Source organism: Acidimangrovimonas pyrenivorans, from assembly GCF_042643245.1.
GTDB lineage: Bacteria > Pseudomonadota > Alphaproteobacteria > Rhodobacterales > Rhodobacteraceae > Acidimangrovimonas > Acidimangrovimonas pyrenivorans.
Map to the genome: position 1 here is coordinate 120185 of NZ_JBHRSK010000003.1, position 19116 is coordinate 139300.

At 68.1% G+C, this 19116-nt stretch carries 15 protein-coding genes; 6 read left to right on the forward strand and 9 right to left on the reverse strand.

From position 1 onward, the window contains the following. Positions 1 to 136: 136 nt before the first annotated feature. Genes mutT through ACFOES_RS02815 form a run of 3 tightly spaced genes read right to left on the reverse strand, consistent with a single transcriptional unit; the run spans position 137 to position 2778 of the window. Entirely contained in the window at positions 137 to 535 is a 399-nt protein-coding gene (gene mutT / locus ACFOES_RS02805; protein WP_377831642.1) for an 8-oxo-dGTP diphosphatase MutT, read from the reverse strand. Next, complete coding sequence (argJ, locus tag ACFOES_RS02810; RefSeq protein WP_377831643.1) at positions 535 to 1884, reverse strand: bifunctional glutamate N-acetyltransferase/amino-acid acetyltransferase ArgJ; 1350 nt, start codon at positions 1882 to 1884, stop codon at positions 535 to 537. The genes mutT and argJ overlap by 1 nt, the downstream gene beginning before the upstream one ends. 18 nt (positions 1885 to 1902) lie before the next feature. Then, a complete protein-coding gene (locus ACFOES_RS02815; RefSeq protein ID WP_377831644.1) occupies positions 1903 to 2778 on the reverse strand; it encodes a peptidylprolyl isomerase in 876 nt (291 codons plus the stop codon). 184 nt (positions 2779 to 2962) lie between these two features. On the opposite strand from ACFOES_RS02815, the gene secA reads away from it, so the two are divergent. Together secA and ACFOES_RS02825 are read left to right on the forward strand one after the other, a co-directional pair. Beyond that, positions 2963 to 5662 (forward strand): preprotein translocase subunit SecA, encoded by a 2700-nt coding sequence (secA, locus tag ACFOES_RS02820; RefSeq protein ID WP_377831645.1) that lies wholly within the window; start codon positions 2963 to 2965, stop codon positions 5660 to 5662. A 244-nt stretch (positions 5663 to 5906) separates the two neighbouring features. Then, positions 5907 to 7022, forward strand: coding sequence for a hypothetical protein (locus ACFOES_RS02825; protein ID WP_377831646.1), 1116 nt, complete (start codon positions 5907 to 5909; stop codon positions 7020 to 7022). A gap of 55 nt (positions 7023 to 7077) precedes the next feature. Here the strand turns inward: ACFOES_RS02825 and radC are convergent, their stop codons facing one another. The 3 genes from radC to dnaK all read right to left on the reverse strand — a co-directional run bounded on the left by radC (position 7078) and on the right by dnaK (position 11145). Further along, positions 7078 to 7830 carry a RadC family protein gene (gene radC / locus ACFOES_RS02830; protein WP_377831647.1) on the reverse strand — a complete coding sequence of 251 codons (753 nt, stop codon included), beginning with the start codon at positions 7828 to 7830 and terminating at the stop codon, positions 7078 to 7080. 165 nt (positions 7831 to 7995) lie between these two features. Continuing rightward, complete coding sequence (gene dnaJ, locus ACFOES_RS02835) at positions 7996 to 9147, reverse strand: molecular chaperone DnaJ (protein ID WP_377831648.1); 1152 nt, start codon at positions 9145 to 9147, stop codon at positions 7996 to 7998. Between the two features lie 72 nt (positions 9148 to 9219). Next, a complete protein-coding gene (dnaK, locus tag ACFOES_RS02840) occupies positions 9220 to 11145 on the reverse strand; it encodes a molecular chaperone DnaK (protein ID WP_377831649.1) in 1926 nt (641 codons plus the stop codon). A gap of 171 nt (positions 11146 to 11316) precedes the next feature. Here dnaK and ACFOES_RS02845 point away from each other — a divergent pair, with 171 nt between their 5' ends. Next, positions 11317 to 11961, forward strand: coding sequence for an alpha-ketoglutarate-dependent dioxygenase AlkB family protein (locus ACFOES_RS02845; RefSeq protein ID WP_377831650.1), 645 nt, complete (start codon positions 11317 to 11319; stop codon positions 11959 to 11961). 46 nt (positions 11962 to 12007) lie between these two features. On the opposite strand, the gene ACFOES_RS02850 is transcribed toward ACFOES_RS02845, so the two are convergent. The 3 genes from ACFOES_RS02850 to ACFOES_RS02860 are packed head-to-tail and all read right to left on the reverse strand — an operon-like array spanning position 12008 to position 16418. Further along, positions 12008 to 12883, reverse strand: a complete 876-nt coding sequence (locus ACFOES_RS02850) for a dimethyl sulfoxide reductase anchor subunit family protein (protein WP_377831651.1) — start codon at positions 12881 to 12883, stop codon at positions 12008 to 12010. Beyond that, positions 12883 to 13620: a 4Fe-4S dicluster domain-containing protein gene (locus tag ACFOES_RS02855; RefSeq protein WP_377831652.1), complete on the reverse strand. Its 738-nt coding sequence runs from the start codon at positions 13618 to 13620 to the stop codon at positions 12883 to 12885. The genes ACFOES_RS02850 and ACFOES_RS02855 overlap by 1 nt, the downstream gene beginning before the upstream one ends. After that, entirely contained in the window at positions 13617 to 16418 is a 2802-nt protein-coding gene (locus tag ACFOES_RS02860) for a molybdopterin oxidoreductase family protein (protein WP_377831653.1), read from the reverse strand. Before ACFOES_RS02860 ends, ACFOES_RS02855 begins: the two co-directional genes overlap by 4 nt. Positions 16419 to 16624: 206 nt before the next feature. Between ACFOES_RS02860 and ACFOES_RS02865 the strand changes: the two genes are divergently transcribed. The 3 genes from ACFOES_RS02865 to lpxK are packed head-to-tail and all read left to right on the forward strand — an operon-like array spanning position 16625 to position 19106. Then, a complete protein-coding gene (locus ACFOES_RS02865; RefSeq protein WP_377831654.1) occupies positions 16625 to 16870 on the forward strand; it encodes a DUF4170 domain-containing protein in 246 nt (81 codons plus the stop codon). Positions 16871 to 16881: 11 nt separating this feature from the next. Beyond that, positions 16882 to 18111 carry a 3-deoxy-D-manno-octulosonic acid transferase gene (locus ACFOES_RS02870; protein WP_377831655.1) on the forward strand — a complete coding sequence of 410 codons (1230 nt, stop codon included), beginning with the start codon at positions 16882 to 16884 and terminating at the stop codon, positions 18109 to 18111. Beyond that, entirely contained in the window at positions 18111 to 19106 is a 996-nt protein-coding gene (gene lpxK / locus ACFOES_RS02875; protein ID WP_377831656.1) for a tetraacyldisaccharide 4'-kinase, read from the forward strand. Before ACFOES_RS02870 ends, lpxK begins: the two co-directional genes overlap by 1 nt. The last annotated feature ends 10 nt before the right edge of the window (positions 19107 to 19116 follow it).

Here is a 19116-nt window from a genome sequence, read left to right on the forward strand (position 1 = left end):
ATCATCAATAATTGGTATGTACTGCCTCACTCTTTAGCATAGTTTGAACATCTCGCCGCCGGGCCGGCCCTACCCGGCGATTGCGCTGGGGTGGCCCAATGCGCTCTTTGATGGAACTTCGGCCGGGCCGCGCCGGTCAGAGCCAGTCGCGCAGGATCGGGATCAACGGGATGTCGGCCGGGGGCATCGGGTAGTCGCGCAGGTCCTTCGCCCGCACCCATTTCAGGGTCTGGCCCTCGTGGCCATGCGGGATGCCCTCCCACTTGCGGCAGGCGAATAGGGGCATCAGCAGGTGGAAATCGTCATAGCCGTGGCTGGCGAAGGTCAACGGCGCCAGGCAGCTGGCCCAGGTGTCGATCCCGAGTTCTTCCTTGAGCTCGCGGATCAGCGCCGCCTCGGGCGTCTCGCCCGGCTCGACCTTGCCGCCGGGAAATTCCCACAGCCCGGCCATCGACTTGCCCTCGGGCCGCTGCGCCAGCAGCACGCGGCCGTCGACGTCGATCAGGGCGACGGCGGAAACCAGCAGCACTTTCATCAGGACCGGTAATCCGCGTTGATGTCGATATAGCCGTGGGTCAGATCGCAGGTCCAGACCGTCTGGGCGGCCTCGCCCAGCCCGAGATCGACCGAGATCACCAGTTCGTCGCGCTTCATGTAGGCGCTCGCCTCTTCCTCGCTGTATTCCGGCGCGCGCCAGCCCTTCTCGGCAACCAGGATGTCGCCGAAGCGGATCGTGAGCCGGTCGCGGTCGGCCTTGGCGCCGGACTTGCCGACGGCCATGACGACGCGGCCCCAATTGGCGTCCTCGCCGGCGATGGCGGTCTTGACCAGCGGCGAATTGGCGATGGCGAGCGCGACCTTGCGGGCATCCGCCGGGCCGGCGGCGCCGGTCACGCGCACCTCGACGAACTTGGTCGCGCCCTCGCCGTCCCGCACCACCTGATGGGCGAGATCGGTCATCACCTCGCGCAGCGCGGCTTCGAAGGCCTTGGCATTGGTGCTGCGCAGGTCCTTGATCTCGGTCGCGGCGCTGCGGCCGGTGGCGGCGAGGATCAGCGCGTCCGAGGTCGAGGTGTCGCTGTCCACGGTGATGGCGTTGAAAGTGTCGCCGACATTGCGCGACAGCATCTTCTGCAGCGTGGCCGGGGCGATCTTGGCGTCGGTGAAGATATAGACCAGCATCGTCGCCATGTCGGGTGCGATCATGCCCGAGCCCTTGGCGATGCCGGCGATGCGGATCGGGCCGCCCTCGGCCTCGATCTCGGTGCTGGCGCCTTTCGGGAAGGTGTCGGTGGTCATGATCGCCCGCGCTGCCGGCTCGATCGCATCGGCGCTCAGCCCGGCCTTCAGCTCGGCGATCCTGGCGGTGATGCGGTCATGCGGCAGCGGCTCTCCGATGACGCCGGTCGAGGAGGAGAAGACGCGTGTGGCCGGCATGTCGAGGGCTTCGGCCACCGCCCCGGTGACGCGATCGACCGAGGCCTGGCCGTTGGCGCCGGTGAAGGCGTTGGCGTTGCCGGAATTGACGATGATCGCGGCGCCGGCGGCGCTATCGACCGGCCCGGCCAGCTTGGCCTGGCAATCGAGAACGCAGGCGGCGCGGGTGGCCGAGCGGGTGAAGACGCCGGCGATGGCGGTGCCGGGGGCCATTCGGGCCAGCATCACGTCGGTCCGGCCGGAATAGCGCACCCCGGCCGCGACGGTGGCGAACTCGACCCCGTCGATCACCGGCAGCTCGGGAAAGCCGCCGGCGGGGGCGAGGGGAGAGACGGCGGGCGCGGCCTTGGCCGGCTTGGCTTCGGTGGCGTTCTCGGCGCGCAGCTTCTTCAGCTTCGCCTTGAGTTTCTTCGCCTCGGCCTTCCAGTTCCGGTCCTTCTTGGCCATGCCGTCTCTCCTGAGGGATCAGTCCTTCAGGAGGGTTTGATCCTTCAGCACGGCCGGGTCAATGCCCTTGTCGTTCTCGGTGATCTTGGCGCCGTCCTTGAGCTTGGCCAGCTCGGCGGCGACGGCCTCCTGGCCGATCTTCTTGCTCAGCTCGCCGCGCACGGCGTCCAGTTTCGGCGGCTTGGTCGGGCGGGTGTCCATCAGCTTGATCAGGTGCCAGCCGAACTGGGTCTTGATCGGGCCGACCACCTCGCCCGGCTTCATCTTGGTGACCGCGTCCTCGAAGGGCTTGACCATCATGCCCTTGCCGAACCAGCCCAGATCGCCGCCGCGCTTGGCCGAGCCCGGATCCTTGGAATCTGCCTCGGCCAGCTTGGCGAAATCGGCGCCGCCGTCGATCTTGGCCTTGAGATCCTCGGCCTCTTTCTCGGTCTTCACCAGGATGTGGGCGGCGTGATACTCGGTGTCCGGCTTGAAGTCGGCGTATTTCGCGTCATAGGCCTTCTTCAGCGCGTCCTCGGTGATCGCGGCCTTCTCGACCCGGTTCAGCATGGTGCTGGCGATGAAGGCACGCTCGCTGTTGGCCAGCGCGATCTTGTCCTTCTTGGTCAGCTTGCCCTTGGCCGACTGGGCCAGAAGCTCCTGCTGGACCAGTTGGTCGAGGATGCCCTTGAACAGCACGTCGTCGGGCAGTTGCTTGTACTGCGCCGGGAGCTGGTCACGCAGCGCGATCATGCTGCCCAGGGTAATGTCGGTGCCGTTGACGGTGGCCACCACGGTATCGGCGGTCGGGGCTTTGGCGTCGGTCGTCGTGGCAGCCGTGTCGGCCAGCGCCGGTGCCGCCAGAGACAGCGACAAAGCAACCCCGAGCCAGAATTTCGCCTGTTTCGACATCTCAGTCCTTTCCTGCGATCGCCGCGCGGTCCCGCGACGTTGACACTGTTCCGGCAGCCCCTTACATCGCAAACGTCGCGTGGCATGGACTTCCGGCCTGCACTGCCCTTCTAGGCAAGGCCGGACGGACCGGCAAGGCGTAGTTGCCACACGATGCTGTCAGGAACCGCCAAGCGGAGAAAACATGCTCGGGTTCGGAAGTCTCGCCAAGAAGGTGCTCGGCACCGCCAATGACCGCAAGGTCAAGGCCACCCGTCCGCTGGTCGCGAAAATCAACGCTCTTGAGCCCGAGTTCGAGAAGCTCTCGGACGAGGAGATCGTCGCCAAGACGGAAGAGTTCAAGCGCCGCTACCAGGAAGGCGAGAGCCTCGACAAGCTGCTGCCCGAGGCCTTTGCCAACTGCCGTGAGGGCGCCAAGCGGGCGCTTGGCCTGCGCGCCTTCGACGTCCAGCTGCTGGGCGGCATCTTCCTGCACCAGGGCAACATCGCCGAGATGAAGACCGGCGAGGGCAAGACCCTGGTCGCCACCTTCCCGGCCTATCTGAACGCGCTGGCCGGCAAGGGCGTGCATGTCGTCACGGTCAACGATTACCTGGCCAAGCGCGACGCCGACTGGATGAGCAAGGTCTATGCCCAGCTCGGCCTGACCACCGGCGTCGTCTATCCCTACCAGCCCGACGAGGAAAAGCGCGCCGCCTACCAGGCCGACATCACCTACGCCACCAACAACGAGCTGGGATTCGATTACCTGCGCGACAACATGAAGTCGTCGGTCGAGGAAATGACCCAGCGCGATCACTTCTACGCGATTGTCGACGAGGTCGACTCGATCCTGATCGACGAGGCGCGCACGCCGCTGATCATCTCGGGGCCGAGCCAGGACCGCTCGGATCTCTACGTCACCATCGACAAGTTCATCCCCGAGGTGACGCCCGAGCATTACGAACTGGACGAGAAGCAGCGCACCGTGACCTTCAACGAGGAAGGCAACGAGTTCATCGAGCAGCGCCTGCACGACAGCGGTCTGCTGCCCGAGGGCCAGTCGCTCTACGACCCGGAATCGACCACCATCGTCCACCACGTCACCCAGGCGCTGCGCGCCCACGTGCTGTTCCTCAAGGACAGGGACTATATCGTCCGCGACGGCGAGGTGATGCTGATCGACGAATTCACCGGCCGGATGATGAAGGGCCGGCGGTTGTCGGACGGTCTGCACCAGGCGATCGAGGCCAAGGAAGGCGTCGAGATCCAGCCCGAGAACGTGACCCTGGCCTCGGTGACCTTCCAGAACTACTTCCGCCTCTACGACAAGCTGGCCGGGATGACCGGCACCGCGCTGACCGAGGCCGAGGAATTCGCCGAGATCTACAAGCTGGGCGTCGTCGAGGTGCCGACCAACAAGCCGATCGCCCGGATCGACGAGCACGACCAGGTCTACCGCACCACGCGCGAGAAATACGACGGCATCATCGAGTCGATCAAGGAAGCCCATGCCAAGGGCCAGCCGATCCTGGTCGGCACCACCTCGATCGAGAAGTCGGAAGAGCTGTCGAACCTGCTGACCGCCGCCGGCGTGCCGCATAACGTGCTCAACGCCCGCCACCACGAGCAGGAAGCCAAGATCGTCGCCGATGCCGGCAAGCTGGGCGCGGTGACCATCGCCACCAACATGGCCGGCCGCGGTACCGACATCAAGCTGGGCGGCAATGTCGAGATGCAGGTGATGGAGGCGCTCGACGCCGATCCGGAAGCCGACCCCGACGAGGTCCGCAAGCGGATCGAGGCGCAGCATGCCGAGGAAGAGAAGAAGGTGATCGAGGCCGGCGGCCTCTACGTTCTGGCCACAGAGCGGCACGAGAGCCGGCGCATCGACAACCAGCTGCGCGGCCGTTCCGGCCGCCAGGGCGACCCGGGCCGCTCGGTCTTCTTCCTGTCGCTGGAAGACGACCTGATGCGGATCTTCGGCTCGGAGCGGCTCGATTCCGTGCTCTCCAAGCTGGGCATGAAAGAGGGCGAGGCGATCGTCCACCCCTGGGTCAACAAGTCGCTCGAGAAGGCGCAGGCGAAGGTCGAAGCGCGCAACTTCGACATCCGCAAGCAGCTCCTGAAGTTCGACGACGTGATGAACGACCAGCGCAAGGTGATCTTCTCGCAGCGGCGCGAGATCATGGAATCCGACGACCTCTCGGACGTGGTCGAGGACATGCGCCACCAGGTGATCGACGATCTGGTCGACATCTACCTGCCGCCCAAGACCTATGCCGACCAGTGGGACAGCGACGGGCTGCACAACGCCGTCATCGAGAAGCTGTCGCTGGACGTGCCGGTCAGCGATTGGGCCGACGAGGAGGGCGTCGACCAGGAAGCGATGCGCGAGCGGCTCTACGAGGCCTCCGACAAGATGATGGCCGAGAAGACCGAGGCCTTCGGCGCCGAGACCATGCGCAACATCGAGAAGCAGTTGCTGCTGCAGACCATCGACGCCAAGTGGCGCGAACACCTGCTGACGCTGGAGCACCTGCGCTCGGTCATCGGGTTCCGCGGCTATGCCCAGCGCGACCCGCTGAACGAGTACAAGACCGAGTCCTTCACCCTGTTCGAGTCTATGCTCAACAGCCTGCGCGGTGACGTCACCCAGCAGCTGTCGCAAGTGCGGCCGCTGAGCCAGGAAGAGCAGGAAGAGATGATGCGCCAGTTCGCCGAGGAGCAGGCCCAGCTTGGCGGCATGCCCCCGGGCGAGCCCGAGCCGGTCTCGCCGCCGGGCCCGCAGCGCCTCGGCTTCGACGAGAACGACCCGTCGACCTGGGGCAATCCCGGCCGCAACGATCCCTGCCCCTGCGGCTCGGGCCGGAAGTTCAAGCACTGCCACGGCCGGCTGGCCTGAGCGGAGCGGGAAACGCGGGCGGGCCCGGCGGGGGCCGCCCGGATCTGGCGTCCGCGGGGGCGTCCGGAATCGGGCGAAAGCGTGACACGCCCGGCGAGCCGGATGCATAATCAATTGGAATAATTAAAGAATTATGCCTCTGCGGCGTCGGGAAACGGTCTGTTTCCTGACACGGCCGGGTCATCGCCACGCCGTGATCGCTGCCTAGTCTGAAGAGAATGTCAGATGGGCAACGGAGGCAGCAATGAAGCTGATTCGGAAGGTTTCCCTGGTCGCCGCGACGTTTTTCCTGGCCGCGGCCACGGGACAGGTCATGCAGACGATGCAGCAGGGCGATCCGGCTCCGAAGCCGTCGGCCTCGACGGCATCTGTCATCAAGGCGCCGGTCAAGGCCCCGGTGGCGATGGCTCCGGTCGCGAAAAGCCCGGCCGCGCCCGCCGCCGCGACCAAGGTCGCCGATGCGGTGACGGCCGATGCCGTGACGCAAGGGGCGGAGATCAAGGTCGAGCCGCTCTCGGCCCAGGCGACGGCACCGATGCCGATGCCGGTGATGCCCAAGTTCATTTCGAGCCCGCCGCCGGCCCTGCGCGCGCCGGTGGCCCCCGCGCCGCATGCCGCCGACCAGCCGGTCGGGCCGCTGCCGGGCGGGACGGTCACGCCGGCGCCGTTGACGGCCAGCTGCGCGCCGGCCAAGGCGTCTCTGACCGTCACCCCCGGCGCGATGCTGAGCCTGACGCTCGCGGCGCCCTGTCACGCCTCCCAGCGGGTGGTGATCCGCCATGGCGGGCTGGCCTTCACCGCGCAGACCGACGCCAAGGGCGCGCTGACGGTCCAGCTGCCGGCGATGACCGAAAACGCCGAGGTCACGGTGCGGTTCGCCGGCGGTGACACGGTCGCGGCCAGCGCCGAGGTGCCCGAGCTGTCGCTTTACGACCGGGTCGCGGTGCAGTGGATCGGCGATGACGCCTTCGACCTGCACGGGCTGGAATTCGGCGCCGAATACGGCGGCCCGGGCGACATCTCTGCCGCCAATCCGGGCTCGGCCGCGCCGGCGACCGAGCCCGCCGCCGGCTTCCTGGTCTCGCTGGGCGATGCCTCTGTCGAGCTGCCGATGCTGGCGCAGGTCTATACCTACCCGACCCGGCTGAGCGCCAGGGACGGCGCGGTCAAGATCGCCATCGAGGCCGAGGTGACCGACAAGACCTGCGGCCGCGACATGCTGGCCGAGACCCTGCGGACGCGGCCGAACGGCGATCCCGTGGTCAAGGACCTGTCGGTCTCGATGCCCGGCTGCGACGCGACCGGAGGCTATGTCGAATTGACCGGGCTGCTGCCCGATATCCAGGTTGCCGGCAACTGAGTTTGCCGGATGGGCGGGGGACGGGCGCGGCCAGGTGGGGCCGCGCCCACTTTCGTTACAGGTAGCCCGAGGCGCGAAAGCTCAGCTCCTGCGATTTGCCGATGATCAGGTGGTCGTGCAGGGTCAGCCCCAGGGTCTGCGCCGCGGCGTCGATCTGCCCCGTCATCGCGATATCGGCCTGTGACGGCGTCGGATCGCCCGAGGGGTGGTTGTGGACCAGGATCAGGGCGCTGGCGTTCAGCTCCAGCGCCCGCTTGACGACCTCGCGCGGGTAAACGGGCACGTGGTCGACGGTGCCCTGCCCCTGTTCCTCGTCCGCGATCAGCACGTTCTTGCGGTCGAGGTAGAGGACGCGGAACTGTTCGGTCTCGCGATGCGCCATGGCGGTGTGGCAATAGTCGAGCAGCGCCTCCCAGCCCGACAGCACCGGCCGGTGCATCACCCGCGCCCGCGCCATCCGCTGCGCCGCCGCGGCGACGATCTTGAGCTCCTGCACCACGGCATCGCCGACCCCCTGGACCTCGGCCAGCCGGTGGGCCGGGGCGGCGAGGACGCGGTTGAAATCGCCGAAGCTGTCCAGCAGGCGGTGGGCGAGCGGCTTGACGTCCTGCCGCGGGATGGCGCGGAACAGGACCAGTTCGAGCAGCTCGTAATCCGGCATCGCCCCGGCCCCGCCCTCCATGAACCGCGTGCGCAGCCGGCGGCGGTGATCCTTGATGTAGGAAGGCAGCTTTCCCGGCCGCGCCGTGGCCTCGGCCTCGTCGGGGTCGAAGAGCGGCAGGGGGATCTCGTGAAAGGCGCGCGACATGGCGGCGAGGGTAGGGAGAGGACGGTGAAGGAAGGGTTAAGGGCGGCGCCCTCGATTCCGGGCCATTGGTGACCCGAAGCCGAAAAAGGTGCTCTTGCACGTCTTGCAAAAGAAAAACGCCCGGCGCAGCGGCCGGGCGTCGTTCCAAGTCCAGGGGGCAGGGCCTCAGCCCTTCATTCCGTCCCAGAACCCCTTGACCTTCGAGAAGAAGGAATTGCTCTCGGGGTTGTTGTCCTCGCTGAGTTCGTCGAACTCGCGCAGCAGTTCCTTCTGGCGGCTGGTCAGGTTGACCGGGGTCTCGACCGCCAGCTCGATCAGCATGTCGCCCGAGCCGCCGCCGCGCAGGGCCGGCATGCCCTTGCCGCGCAGGCGCATCTGGCGGCCGGTCTGGCTGCCGGCCGGGATCTTCACGCGGCTACGGCCGCCGTCGATCGTCGGCACTTCCAGGTCGCCCCCCAGCGCCGCGGTGGTGATGCCCACCGGCACCCGGCAGTAGAGGTTGACGCCGTCGCGCTGGAAGATCGGGTGGTCGCGCACCTCGATGAAGATGTAGAGATCGCCGGTCGGGCCGCCGCGCAGCCCGGCCTCGCCCTCGCCGGCCAGCCGGATCCGGGTGCCGGTCTCGACCCCCGCGGGGATGTTGACCGACAGCGCCCGCTCCTTCTCGACGCGGCCGGCGCCGCCGCAGGCCTTGCACGGGTTCTTGACGATCTGGCCGATGCCGCCGCAGGTCGGGCAGGTCCGCTCGACGGTGAAGAAGCCCTGCTGGGCCCGCACCTTGCCCATGCCCGAGCAGGTCGGGCAGGTGGCCGGCTCGGCCCCGCCCTCGGCGCCGGTGCCGTTGCAGACGGTGCAGGAGACAGCGGTGGGCACGGTGATCGTCTTCTGAACGCCGTTGTAGGCCTCCTCGAGCGTCACCCGCAGATTGTAGCGCAGGTCCGAACCGCGCTGGGCCCGGCTGCGGCCGCCACCGCCGCCGCGGCCACCCATGAAGTCGCCGAACAGGTCCTCGAACACGTCCGAGAAGGCGGAGGCGAAATCGCCCTGGCCGCCCATGCCGCCGGGCCCGCCGCGGGCCCCGCCCATGCCGCCCTCGAAGGCGGCGTGGCCGTAGCGGTCATAGGCCGCCCGCTTGTCGGCATCCTTCAGCGCGTCATAGGCCTCGTTCACTTCCTTGAACTGGTTCTCGGCGTCGGGATTGTCCGAGTTGCGGTCGGGATGCAGTTCCTTCGCCTTGCGGCGGTAGGCTTTCTTGAGCTCTTCGGCAGACGCGCCGCGCTCGACCCCCAGGACCTCGTAGTAGTCGCGTTTAGCCATCGAAACCCCCTTCCGGGAACGCCGAGACCGGCCCGGTTACCGGGCCGGTCCCTACGCATTCCATACGCGCGGTTACGACCGCTTCTTGTCGTCGTCGAGATCCTCGAAATCGGCATCGACGATGTCGTCATCGACCGAGCGCGGCTCGTCCGAATCCGCGGCCTCTTCCGAGCCACCCTCGGCTTCGGCCTGCTGGGCCTTGTAGATCGCCTCGCCCAGCTTCATCGAGGCTTCGGTGAGGTTCTGGATCGCGCCCTTGATCTTGCCGGCGTCGTCCGAGTTCACCGCCTCTTCCAGCGCACCGACGGCCAGTTCGATCGCCTCGACGGTCGACGGGTCGACCTTGTCGCCGTGCTCCTCGATCGACTTCTTGGTCGAGTGGATCAGGCTTTCGGCCTGGTTCTTGGTCTCGACCAGTTCCTTGCGCTCCTTGTCGGCATCGGCATTGGCCTCGGCATCCTTGACCATCTGCTCGATCTCTTCGTCCGACAGACCGCCCGAGGCCTGGATCGTGATCTTCTGCTCCTTGCCGGTGCCCTTGTCCTTGGCGCTGACCGAGACGATGCCGTTGGCGTCGATGTCGAAGGTCACCTCGATCTGCGGCAGGCCGCGCGGCGCCGGCGGGATGTCCTCGAGGTTGAACTGGCCCAGCAGCTTGTTGTCCGCGGCCATCTCGCGTTCGCCCTGGAAGACCCGGATCGTCACCGCGTTCTGGTTGTCCTCGGCGGTCGAGAAGATCTGCGACTTCTTGGTCGGGATCGTGGTGTTGCGGTCGATCAGCCGGGTGAACACGCCGCCCAGCGTCTCGATGCCCAGCGACAGCGGGGTGACGTCGAGCAGGACCACGTCCTTGACGTCGCCCTGCAGAACGCCGGCCTGGATGGCGGCGCCGAGCGCGACGACCTCGTCCGGGTTGACGCCCTTGTGCGGCTCCTTGCCGAAGAACTTGGTGACCTCTTCGATCACCTTCGGCATCCGGGTCATGCCGCCGACGAGGACGACCTCGTCGATGTCGCCTTTCGACAGGCCGGCATCCTTGAGCGCGGCGTCGCAGGGCTTCATCGACTTCTTGATCAGGTCGCCGACCAGGCTTTCCAGCTTGGCGCGGGTCAGCTTCATGACCAGGTGCAGCGGCGTGCCCGAGTTGGCGTCCATCGAGATGAACGGCTGGTTGATCTCGGTCTGCGACGAGCTCGACAGCTCGATCTTGGCCTTCTCGGCAGCTTCCTTGAGACGCTGCAGGGCCATCTTGTCCTTGGTCAGGTCGACGCCGTGCTCTTTCTTGAACTCGTCGGCCAGGTAGTTGACGATCCGCATGTCGAAGTCTTCGCCGCCGAGGAAGGTATCCCCGTTGGTCGACTTCACCTCGAACAGGCCCTCGTCGATTTCCAGGATGGTGATGTCGAAGGTGCCGCCGCCGAGGTCATAGACCGCGATCGTCTTGCTGTCCTTCTTGTCGAGGCCGTAGGCCAGCGCGGCGGCCGTCGGCTCGTTGATGATGCGCAGCACTTCCAGGCCGGCGATCTTGCCGGCGTCCTTGGTGGCCTGGCGCTGGGCGTCGTTGAAATAGGCCGGGACGGTGATGACCGCCTGGGTGACGTCCTCGCCAAGGTAGCTCTCGGCGGTTTCCTTCATCTTCTGAAGGATCATGGCCGAGATCTGGCTGGGCGAGTATTTCTCGCCGCGGACCTCGACCCAGGCGTCGCCATTGCCACCGTCGACGATGTTGAAGGGGACGAGCTTCTTGTCCTTCTCGACCTCGGCGTCGCTGGTGCGGCGGCCGATCAGGCGCTTGACGGCGAAGACGGTGTTGGTCGGGTTGGTCACGGCCTGGCGCTTGGCGGCCTGGCCGACCAGCCGCTCGCCTTCCGTGAAACCAACGATCGAGGGCGTGGTGCGCGCCCCTTCGGCATTCTCGATGACCCGCGGCTGCGACCCGTCCATGATGGCGACGCAGGAGTTGGTGGTCCCGAGGTCGATCCCGATAACTTTGGCCATATTTATCTACCTCTTCCTTCGGCGATATTGTGGAGCGCGGATCCGTTCGCGGCCTCCGGCTCCGATCCCAGGGTTTGACCGGGGAGGCCCCCCGGTCCAGCTTCTTGGCGTATATAAGGAGGGGCCGGGGACCCTGCAAGCGTCCGTGCGGGGCGAAAACGGGAGGATTTCGTGAATCATCGACACGGATCGGCATCGCGGCCGGACGCGCCGCCGCCCACGCTGCGGTTGCGCGGGGCCGAGGTCTGGCAGGGTTGGCTGGACGGCGCGGCGCAGGCGGCGCTGGTCGAGGATCTGCGCGGGCTGATCAAGGCGGCGCCGCTGTTCTCGCCCACCACCCGCTGGGGCAAGCAGATGAGCGTGCAGATGACCTCGGCCGGGCGCTACGGCTGGTTCTCGGACCGGCGCGGCTATCGCTATATCGACCGCCATCCCTCGGGCACGCCCTGGCCGCCGATCCCGGAACGGGTGCTGGCGATCTGGCGGGCGCTGGTCAGTGCCGAGCGGATGCCGGATTGCTGCCTCGTCAACCTCTACCGCGAGAGCGCCAGGATGGGCCTGCACCAGGACCGCGACGAGGCCGATTTCTCCTGGCCCGTGCTGTCGGTGTCGCTGGGCGACGACGGGCTGTTCCGGATCGGCGGCACCGAGCGCGGCGGCAGGACCGAGAGCCTGTGGTTGAAATCCGGCGACGTGCTGCGGCTGGGCGGCGAGGCGCGGCTGGCCTATCACGGCATCGACCGGATCCGGCCGGGCAGTTCGACCCTGCTCAAGGGGGGCGGCCGCATCAACCTGACGCTGCGGGTGGTGGACTGAGGCCCCGCTGCCGGCAGCACCGGGGCTGACAACACCGGGGCCGGCCTTACCGTGCCCCGTAATACAGCCCGACGACATGCTCCGCCTCGGCGAAGAACAGCCAGCGGGCGGCGAAGGCGCCCATGAGGTGCAGCGCCACGGCCAGCGCCACGGCGGCGAGGCTGTGCGGCAGGGTCAGCAGGATCAGCCCCGGCAGCACCGCGGCGAACAGCACCGCGATCGCCCGCAGCTTCTGCGAATGCTTGCGGCCGACGACATGGATCATCTCGCGCATCAGGTAGTTGCTGTTGGTATGCGGCGGCTCGTAGAGCCGCACCTTGCCGATCCCGCCCAGCCCGGTCGCCGTTTCCATCGTCGTGCCGCTCTCGGCCAGCGCCTTGTCGCCGCGGCGGAAGCTGACGACCAGCAGCACCGCCAGCAGGATGCACAGCAGCACCGCGATCAGGCTGCGGCCGGACAGCATCGCGCCGCCGGTCAGGGCGAAGGTCAGGAACAGCGCCGGCGTCACCCACTGGTTCCAGCGCGGCACGGTCTTGAGCTGGGCATAGATCATCGAGGTGCAGAACACCGTCACCAGCGCCAGCAGGGCGCCGGGCAGGCCGAAGGTGGCCGGGGTGAAGCCGGCGAAGATCGCCGCCAGCGCCGCCGGCGCCATCAACAGCAGCGTCGCCACCGAGGTCCAGGCCTCGCGGCTGAGCCAGCTGGTGCGCCATTGGGTGAAGGCGCGCCAGGCGCGCTGCGGATTGCCGAGGTGGAAGGTCGAGGCCAGCAGGCCGGCGACGGCGAAACCGTAGGCGAGGCCGTAGAGCAGGAAGGCGGCGAGGCCCGAGACCGGCACCGCGCCGAGGCCGAGGAAGGCGAGGAAGCCGAAACCGAGCCCCGACAGGGTGGTGAAGACGATGACGGATGGTGCGGGATGCATCAGAACTTCTCCAGAAGGCGGTCGAGCCAGCCGGCAACGCCGGTGGCCTTGACATCGGCGATGGGCTCGAGGGCCGGCGCGGCGGGGCGGTCCTTGGGCCGCGGCGGCAGGTACTTGTTGACCGGCTTGGTGCCCATCTCGGGCATCAGGTCGAAGCCGCCGCGCTCGGCGACCAGCCGGCTGACATCGCTGCCGGGATCGCCGAGATCGCCGAAATGGCGCGCCCCGGCCGGGCAGGTGCGGACGCAGGACGGCACCCGGTCGATCTCGGGCAGGTTGTCGTTATAGATGCGGTCGACGCAGAGGGTGCATTTCTTCATCACCCCGGCGGCCTGATCCATCTCGCGCGCGCCGTAGGGGCAGGCCCAGGCGCAGAGGCCGCAGCCGATGCAGGCATCCTCGTTGACCAGCACGATGCCGTCGTCTTCGCGCTTGTAGCTGGCCCCGGTCGGGCAGACGGTGACGCAGGGCGCGTCGTCGCAATGCAGGCAGGACTTGGGGAAATGGACGGTCTGGGCGCAGCCGCCGCTCTCGGGCTGGACCTCGAAGCTGTGGATGCGGTTGAGGAAGGTGCCCGAGGGATCGTCGCCATAGGCGTCGATGTCGGACAGCGGCACGCCGTAATTCTCGGTGTTCCAACCCTTGCAGGCGGTCACGCAGGCATGGCAGCCGACGCAGATGTCGAGGTCGATGACCAGTCCCAGCTTGCGCTTGGTGCTTTGCGGCAGTTCGGTCATTCCTCGGCCCCCTGCAGACGGTTCTTCGGCGCCGGCGGCACCGGCGAGTTGATCGGCGGGAAGACCGGCTCGGATTCATGCCGCTGCGCCACCCGCTCGATCCTGACGCGGAGGTCGAACCACGCCGCCTGCCCGGTCACCGGGTCCGAGTTCGACCAGCGCAGCCCGTCGCCCTTGGGCGGCAGCAGCTCGTGGATCAGGTGGTTGAGCAGGAAGCCCTTGGTCGCCTCGGGCGCGTTCTCGTCCAGCGCCCAGGCGCCCTTGCGCTTGCCGATCGCGTTCCAGGTCCAGACCGTGTTCTCGTTCAGCCCGGCCTGATGGGCGACCGGCACCACGATCTCGCCATGCGGCGAGGTGACCTTGGCCCAGTCGCCGTCCTGGAAGCCGTTGGCCTCCCAGATCTTGGTCGGCAGGTAGAGCGGGTTGCGGCCGTGGATCTGGCGCAGCCAGGCGTTCTGGCTGCCCCAGCTGTGATACATCGCCATCGGCCGCTGGGTCAGGGCGTGGACCGGGAACGCCTCGGCGCCCTCGTCGCCGAACGGCGTGTACCATGTCGGCAGCGGGTCCATCGCGAGTTTCAGCCGGTCGCGCAGATGCTCGGGCGGCTGGCGCTCGCCATGGCCTTCGGCGGCGAGCTGGAAGCGCCGCATCGGCTCGGAATAGAGCGTGAACAGGTAGGGCGCCGGCTTGTCGTAGAGGCCGAGGCCGACCGCCCAGTCCTGATAGGCGAGGTTCCACGGCTTGTAGAACTCGGCCTCCTCGGGAATATGGGCGACGAAGAAGGCGCCGTTCTCGATGTATTTCTGCAGCTGGTCCGGGTTCGGCTTGCCGCGCCCTGCCTCGTCGCCATTGCCGCGGAAGCCCATCAGCGGGCCGACGCCCGGCCGGCGCTCATGGCTGACGATGTAGTCGGCGTAATCCTTGTACTTGGCGCTGCCGTCCTCGTTGACGAAGCCGGGCAGGCCGAGCCTTGCCCCCAGCTCGATCAGCACGGTCTGGAAGCCGCGCACGTTGCGGTCGGGCTCGACCACCGGCCAGCGGATCGCGTCCGCGGCCGCGTCGGCCTCGCAGATCGGCCGGTCGAGCAGGCTGATGCAGTCGTGCCGCTCCAGATAGGTGGTGTCGGGCAGGATCAGGTCGGCATAGGCGACCATCTCGGAGGAATAGGCGTCGGAATAGATGATCCGCGGGATGACGTATTCGCCGCTGTCGTCGGTGTCGGTCAGCATCTCGATGACCGCGCGGGTGTTCATCGAGGAGTTCCAGGCCATGTTGGCCATGTAGAGGAACAGCGTGTCGATCTTGTAGGGATCGCCGGCATGGGCGTTCGAGATCATCATGTGCATCAGCCCGTGGGCCGACATCGGGTTCTCCCACGAGAACGCCTTGTCGATCCGCGCCGGGCTGCCGTCCTCCTTGAGCGCCAGATGCTCCGGCCCCAGCGGATAGCCCAGATGCGGGCCGTCCAGCGGCTGGCCCGGGGTGACGCCGCAATGCGGCTTGGGATGGCCCTCGACCGGCTTGGGGTAGGGCGGTTTCATCCGCCAGCCGCCGGGGGTCTCGACCGAGCCGAGCAGCACCTGCAGCATGTGCAGGGCGCGGGCGGTCTGGAATCCGTTGGAATGGGCCGAGACGCCGCGCATCGAGTGGAAGCTGACCGGGCGGCCGATCATCTTGTCATGCTTGTCGCCGCGGAAATCGACCCATTCGCGGTCGAGCACGATCTCTTCCTCGAAGGCGACGCGGGCCAGTTCGGCCGCCAGCCCCTTGATCCGCTCGGCCGGGATGCCGACGCGGTCGGCGACCTTTTCGGGCGCGTAGGTGTCGGCGAGGTATTTCTCGGCCATGTGCTGGAACACCGTCCGGGCGCCGTTATGGCTCGCGCCGAGATCCGGTTTGACGCCGGGGGTGTCGAAGGCGACGGGCTTGCCCGAATTGCGGTCGATCACCAGGAGCTTGCCGTCACCATCGCGCAGCAGCAGGCCCTTCTCGGGGCCTTCTGCTTCGTTCACCAGGCAGGGCGAATTGGTGAACTGGGCGAGGTAGTCGAGATCGACCTTGCCGGCCTTGAGCAGTTCGTGCACCAGCGCCAGGATCAAGAGCCCGTCGGCGCCGGGCGTCACCCCGTACCAGTCGTCGGCCACCGCGTTGTAGCCCGAGCGGATCGGGTTGACGCCGATCACCTTGCCACCGTTGGTCTTGAGCTTGCCGATGCCCATCTTGATCGGGTTCGAATCGTGATCCTCGGCAACCCCGAACAGCACGAACAGCCTGGTCCGGTCCCAGTCGGGCTGGCCGAATTCCCAGAACGCGCCGCCGATGGTGTAGATGCCGCCCGCCGCCATGTTGACCGAGCAGAAGCCGCCATGGGCGGCGTAGTTCTGCGTGCCATAGGCCTGGGCCCAGAAGCCGGTCAGGCTCTGCGACTGGTCGCGGCCGGTGAAGAAGGCCATCTTCTCGGGGTCCGCGTCGCGCAGCGGCTTGAGCCAGCTGACCGCCAGTTCCATCGCCTCGTCCCAGCTGATTTCCTCGAACTGGCCCGAGCCGCGCGGCCCGACCCGTTTCATCGGATGGCGCAGGCGCGACGGCGCGGTCACCTGCATGATCCCCGAGGATCCCTTGGCGCAAAGCACCCCCTTGTTCACCGGGTGGTCGCGGTTGCCCTCGATATAGGCGACGCGGCCGTCCTTGATGTGCACGTTGATGCCGCAACGGCAGGCGCACATGTAACAGGTGGTCTTGCGGATCTCGTCCGACACGCGGGGCGAGGTGTCGAGCGCGGGCTGGCGATAGGTCATTACGTGCAGCTCTCCTCCCGGCCTCACATGCAGGCCTAGAAATATCATAATCAGTAATTTTCGTTCGCGCCAAGCCGGACTCACGTTGCTGTGTTCCGTGGCGGCAGCTTGTGGGCCTGCAGCGCGCCGCGCAAGGCCCTGGCTTCGCCTTGACCCGCCGCCGCCAATGGCTAGGGTGCGCGCGATCACCGCAACAGGAGCCCGCGATGACCCAGCGCCTTCACCTTGTCTTCGGCGGAGAGCTCGTCGACCCGCAGAAAACCGTCTTCCGCAATGTCGGGGATATTCACATCGTCGGCATCTACCCGGATTACAAGAGCGCCTATAACGCCTGGAAGGCCGAGGCGCAGCGCACGGTCGATGACGCGCATACCCGGTATTTCATCGCCCACCTGCACCGGCTGCGCGACGAGGAAGCGGCAGCCAGTGCGACCGAGGAACTGGGCGACTAAACCGGGGCAAGATGGCATTTCCGCTCGGGCTGGGCCTGTATCTGCTGTTCACCGCACGGCGCGCGCATAGCGCGCCCGGGGAGGAACCGCCGCGTCCCGAGCGTCCGCCGGGGCCGCTGATCTGGCTTCACGCCGCGCCGGAGCAACCGGGCGGCCATGGCGCCCTGGCCGAACTGGTGCGGCGGTTGCGGGCCCTGCGACCCGGACTGACCGTGCTGATCTCCGCCAAGGGGGACAGCCATTGGCCCGAGGGCAGCCGCGTCGTGCCGCCACCACCCGAGACCCTGCCCGACATCCACGCCTTCGTCAGCCATTGGCGCCCCGACCTGGCGGTGCTGTCCGGCGCCAGCCTGCCGCCGGCGCTGATCCACGAGACCGACCGCTGCGGCGTGCCGATCTACCTGGTCGACGCGGTGCCGCCGCCGCCCGGCCGGCGGCCGCGCTTTCCCGGGGTCGTGCGGGCGCTGCTCTCCCGGCTGGCGGCGATCCTGGCCCGCGACGCCGAGGCCGGCCGCGGCCTGCGGCGTCTCGGGGCTGCGCCGGCGCGGCTCGATATCGCCGGCAAGATGCAGGAAGAACCGGCGGTGCTGCCTTATGTCGAGGCCGAGCGCGAGGCGCTGGCGGGGCTGGCCCGCAGCCGGCCGGTCTGGCTTGCCGCCGGGCTGCCCGAGGTCGAGGAGGCGGCCGTCATCGCCGCCCATCACGCGGCGTTGCGGCTGGCGCACCGGTTGCTCCTGATCGTCGTGCCCGAGGATCCCGAGCGCGGCCCCGCCTTGGCCGCGCGGGTGGAGGCCGAGCAGGGCTGGACCGTCGCCCTGCGCTCGGCCGACGAGGAGCCGGGCGAGGAATGCCAGGCCTATGTTGCCGATACCGAGGGCGAGCTGGGGTTGTGGTATCGGCTGGCCTCGATCAGCTACATGGGCGGCAGTCTGCAGGGCGCGGGCAGCACCCGCAGCCCCTACGAGCCGGCGGCGCTGGGCTCGGCGATCATCCACGGTCCGCGTCCCGGCGACCATGCCGGCGCCTACGAGCGGCTGGTCGAGGCCCGGGCGACGCGCGAGCTGCGGGTGCCCGGCGACCTGGGCGAGGCGCTGTCGGACCTGATCGCGCCCGACCGCGCCGCGCTGATCGCCCATAATGCCTGGGAGGCCTCGACCGCCGGGGCAGAGGTGACCGAACGGGTCGCCGCCCTGCTGCTGGCGGCGCTGGACGAGCGGGCGCCGGCGGAGGAGGAGAGCTGATGCGCGCGCCCGGTTTCTGGTTCACCCCGCCCGACCGCCCCGGATGGCGCGCCCGGCTGCTGGCGCCGCTGGGCCGGCTCTACGCCGCCGGCACCGCAAGGCGGCTGGCGCAGGGCGGCGCGGGCTATGCCCCGGGCGTGCCGGTGATCTGCGTCGGCAACCTCAACGCCGGCGGCACCGGCAAGACGCCGACCGCGATCTACCTGCAGCAATACCTGACGGCGCGCGGCATCGCCGCCCATGTCGTCTCGCGCGGCTATGGCGGGCGGCTGGAGGGGCCGGTGCAGGTCGACCCGATGCGCCACAAGGCGGACGATGTCGGCGACGAGCCGTTGTTGCTCGCCGCCTTCGGCCCGGCCTGGGTGGCGAAGGACCGGGCCGCCGGGGTCAAGGCGGCGAAGGAGGCCGGGGCACAGGCGATCCTGCTCGACGACGGCTTCCAGAACCCGGCCGTGGCCAAGGATCTCTCGATCGTCGTCGTCGATGCCGCCAAGGGCTTCGGCAACGGCTATTGCCTGCCCGCCGGGCCGCTGCGCGAGCCCGTGGCCACCGGCCTCAGCCGTGCCGACCTGTTGCTGTCGATCGGCGCGGCGGCGGCGCAGGAGAGCTTCGCCGCGACCTGGCGCGAGGCGATCCGCCTGCCGCATCTGAAAGGCGCGCTGGAGCCGTTGCAGACGGGGATCGACTGGCAGGACCAGGACGTGCTGGCCTTCGCCGGCATCGGCCATCCCGAGAAGTTCTTCGCCACCTTGCAGGGGCTGGGCGCGACCCTGCTGCGGGCCGAGGCGCTGGAGGACCACCAGCCGCTGACCGAGGCGCTGCTGCGCCGGCTGGAGACCGACGCCGCGGCGCTGGGGGCGCAGCTGGTGACGACGGAAAAGGACGCCGTCCGGCTGCCCGGCAGCTTCCGGCCCAAGGTTCTCACCCTGCCGGTGCGGTTGCAGATCGCCGAAACGGCGGCGCTGGATGCGGCGCTGGATCGGCTGTTTCCCTAGGCGAGAAGGG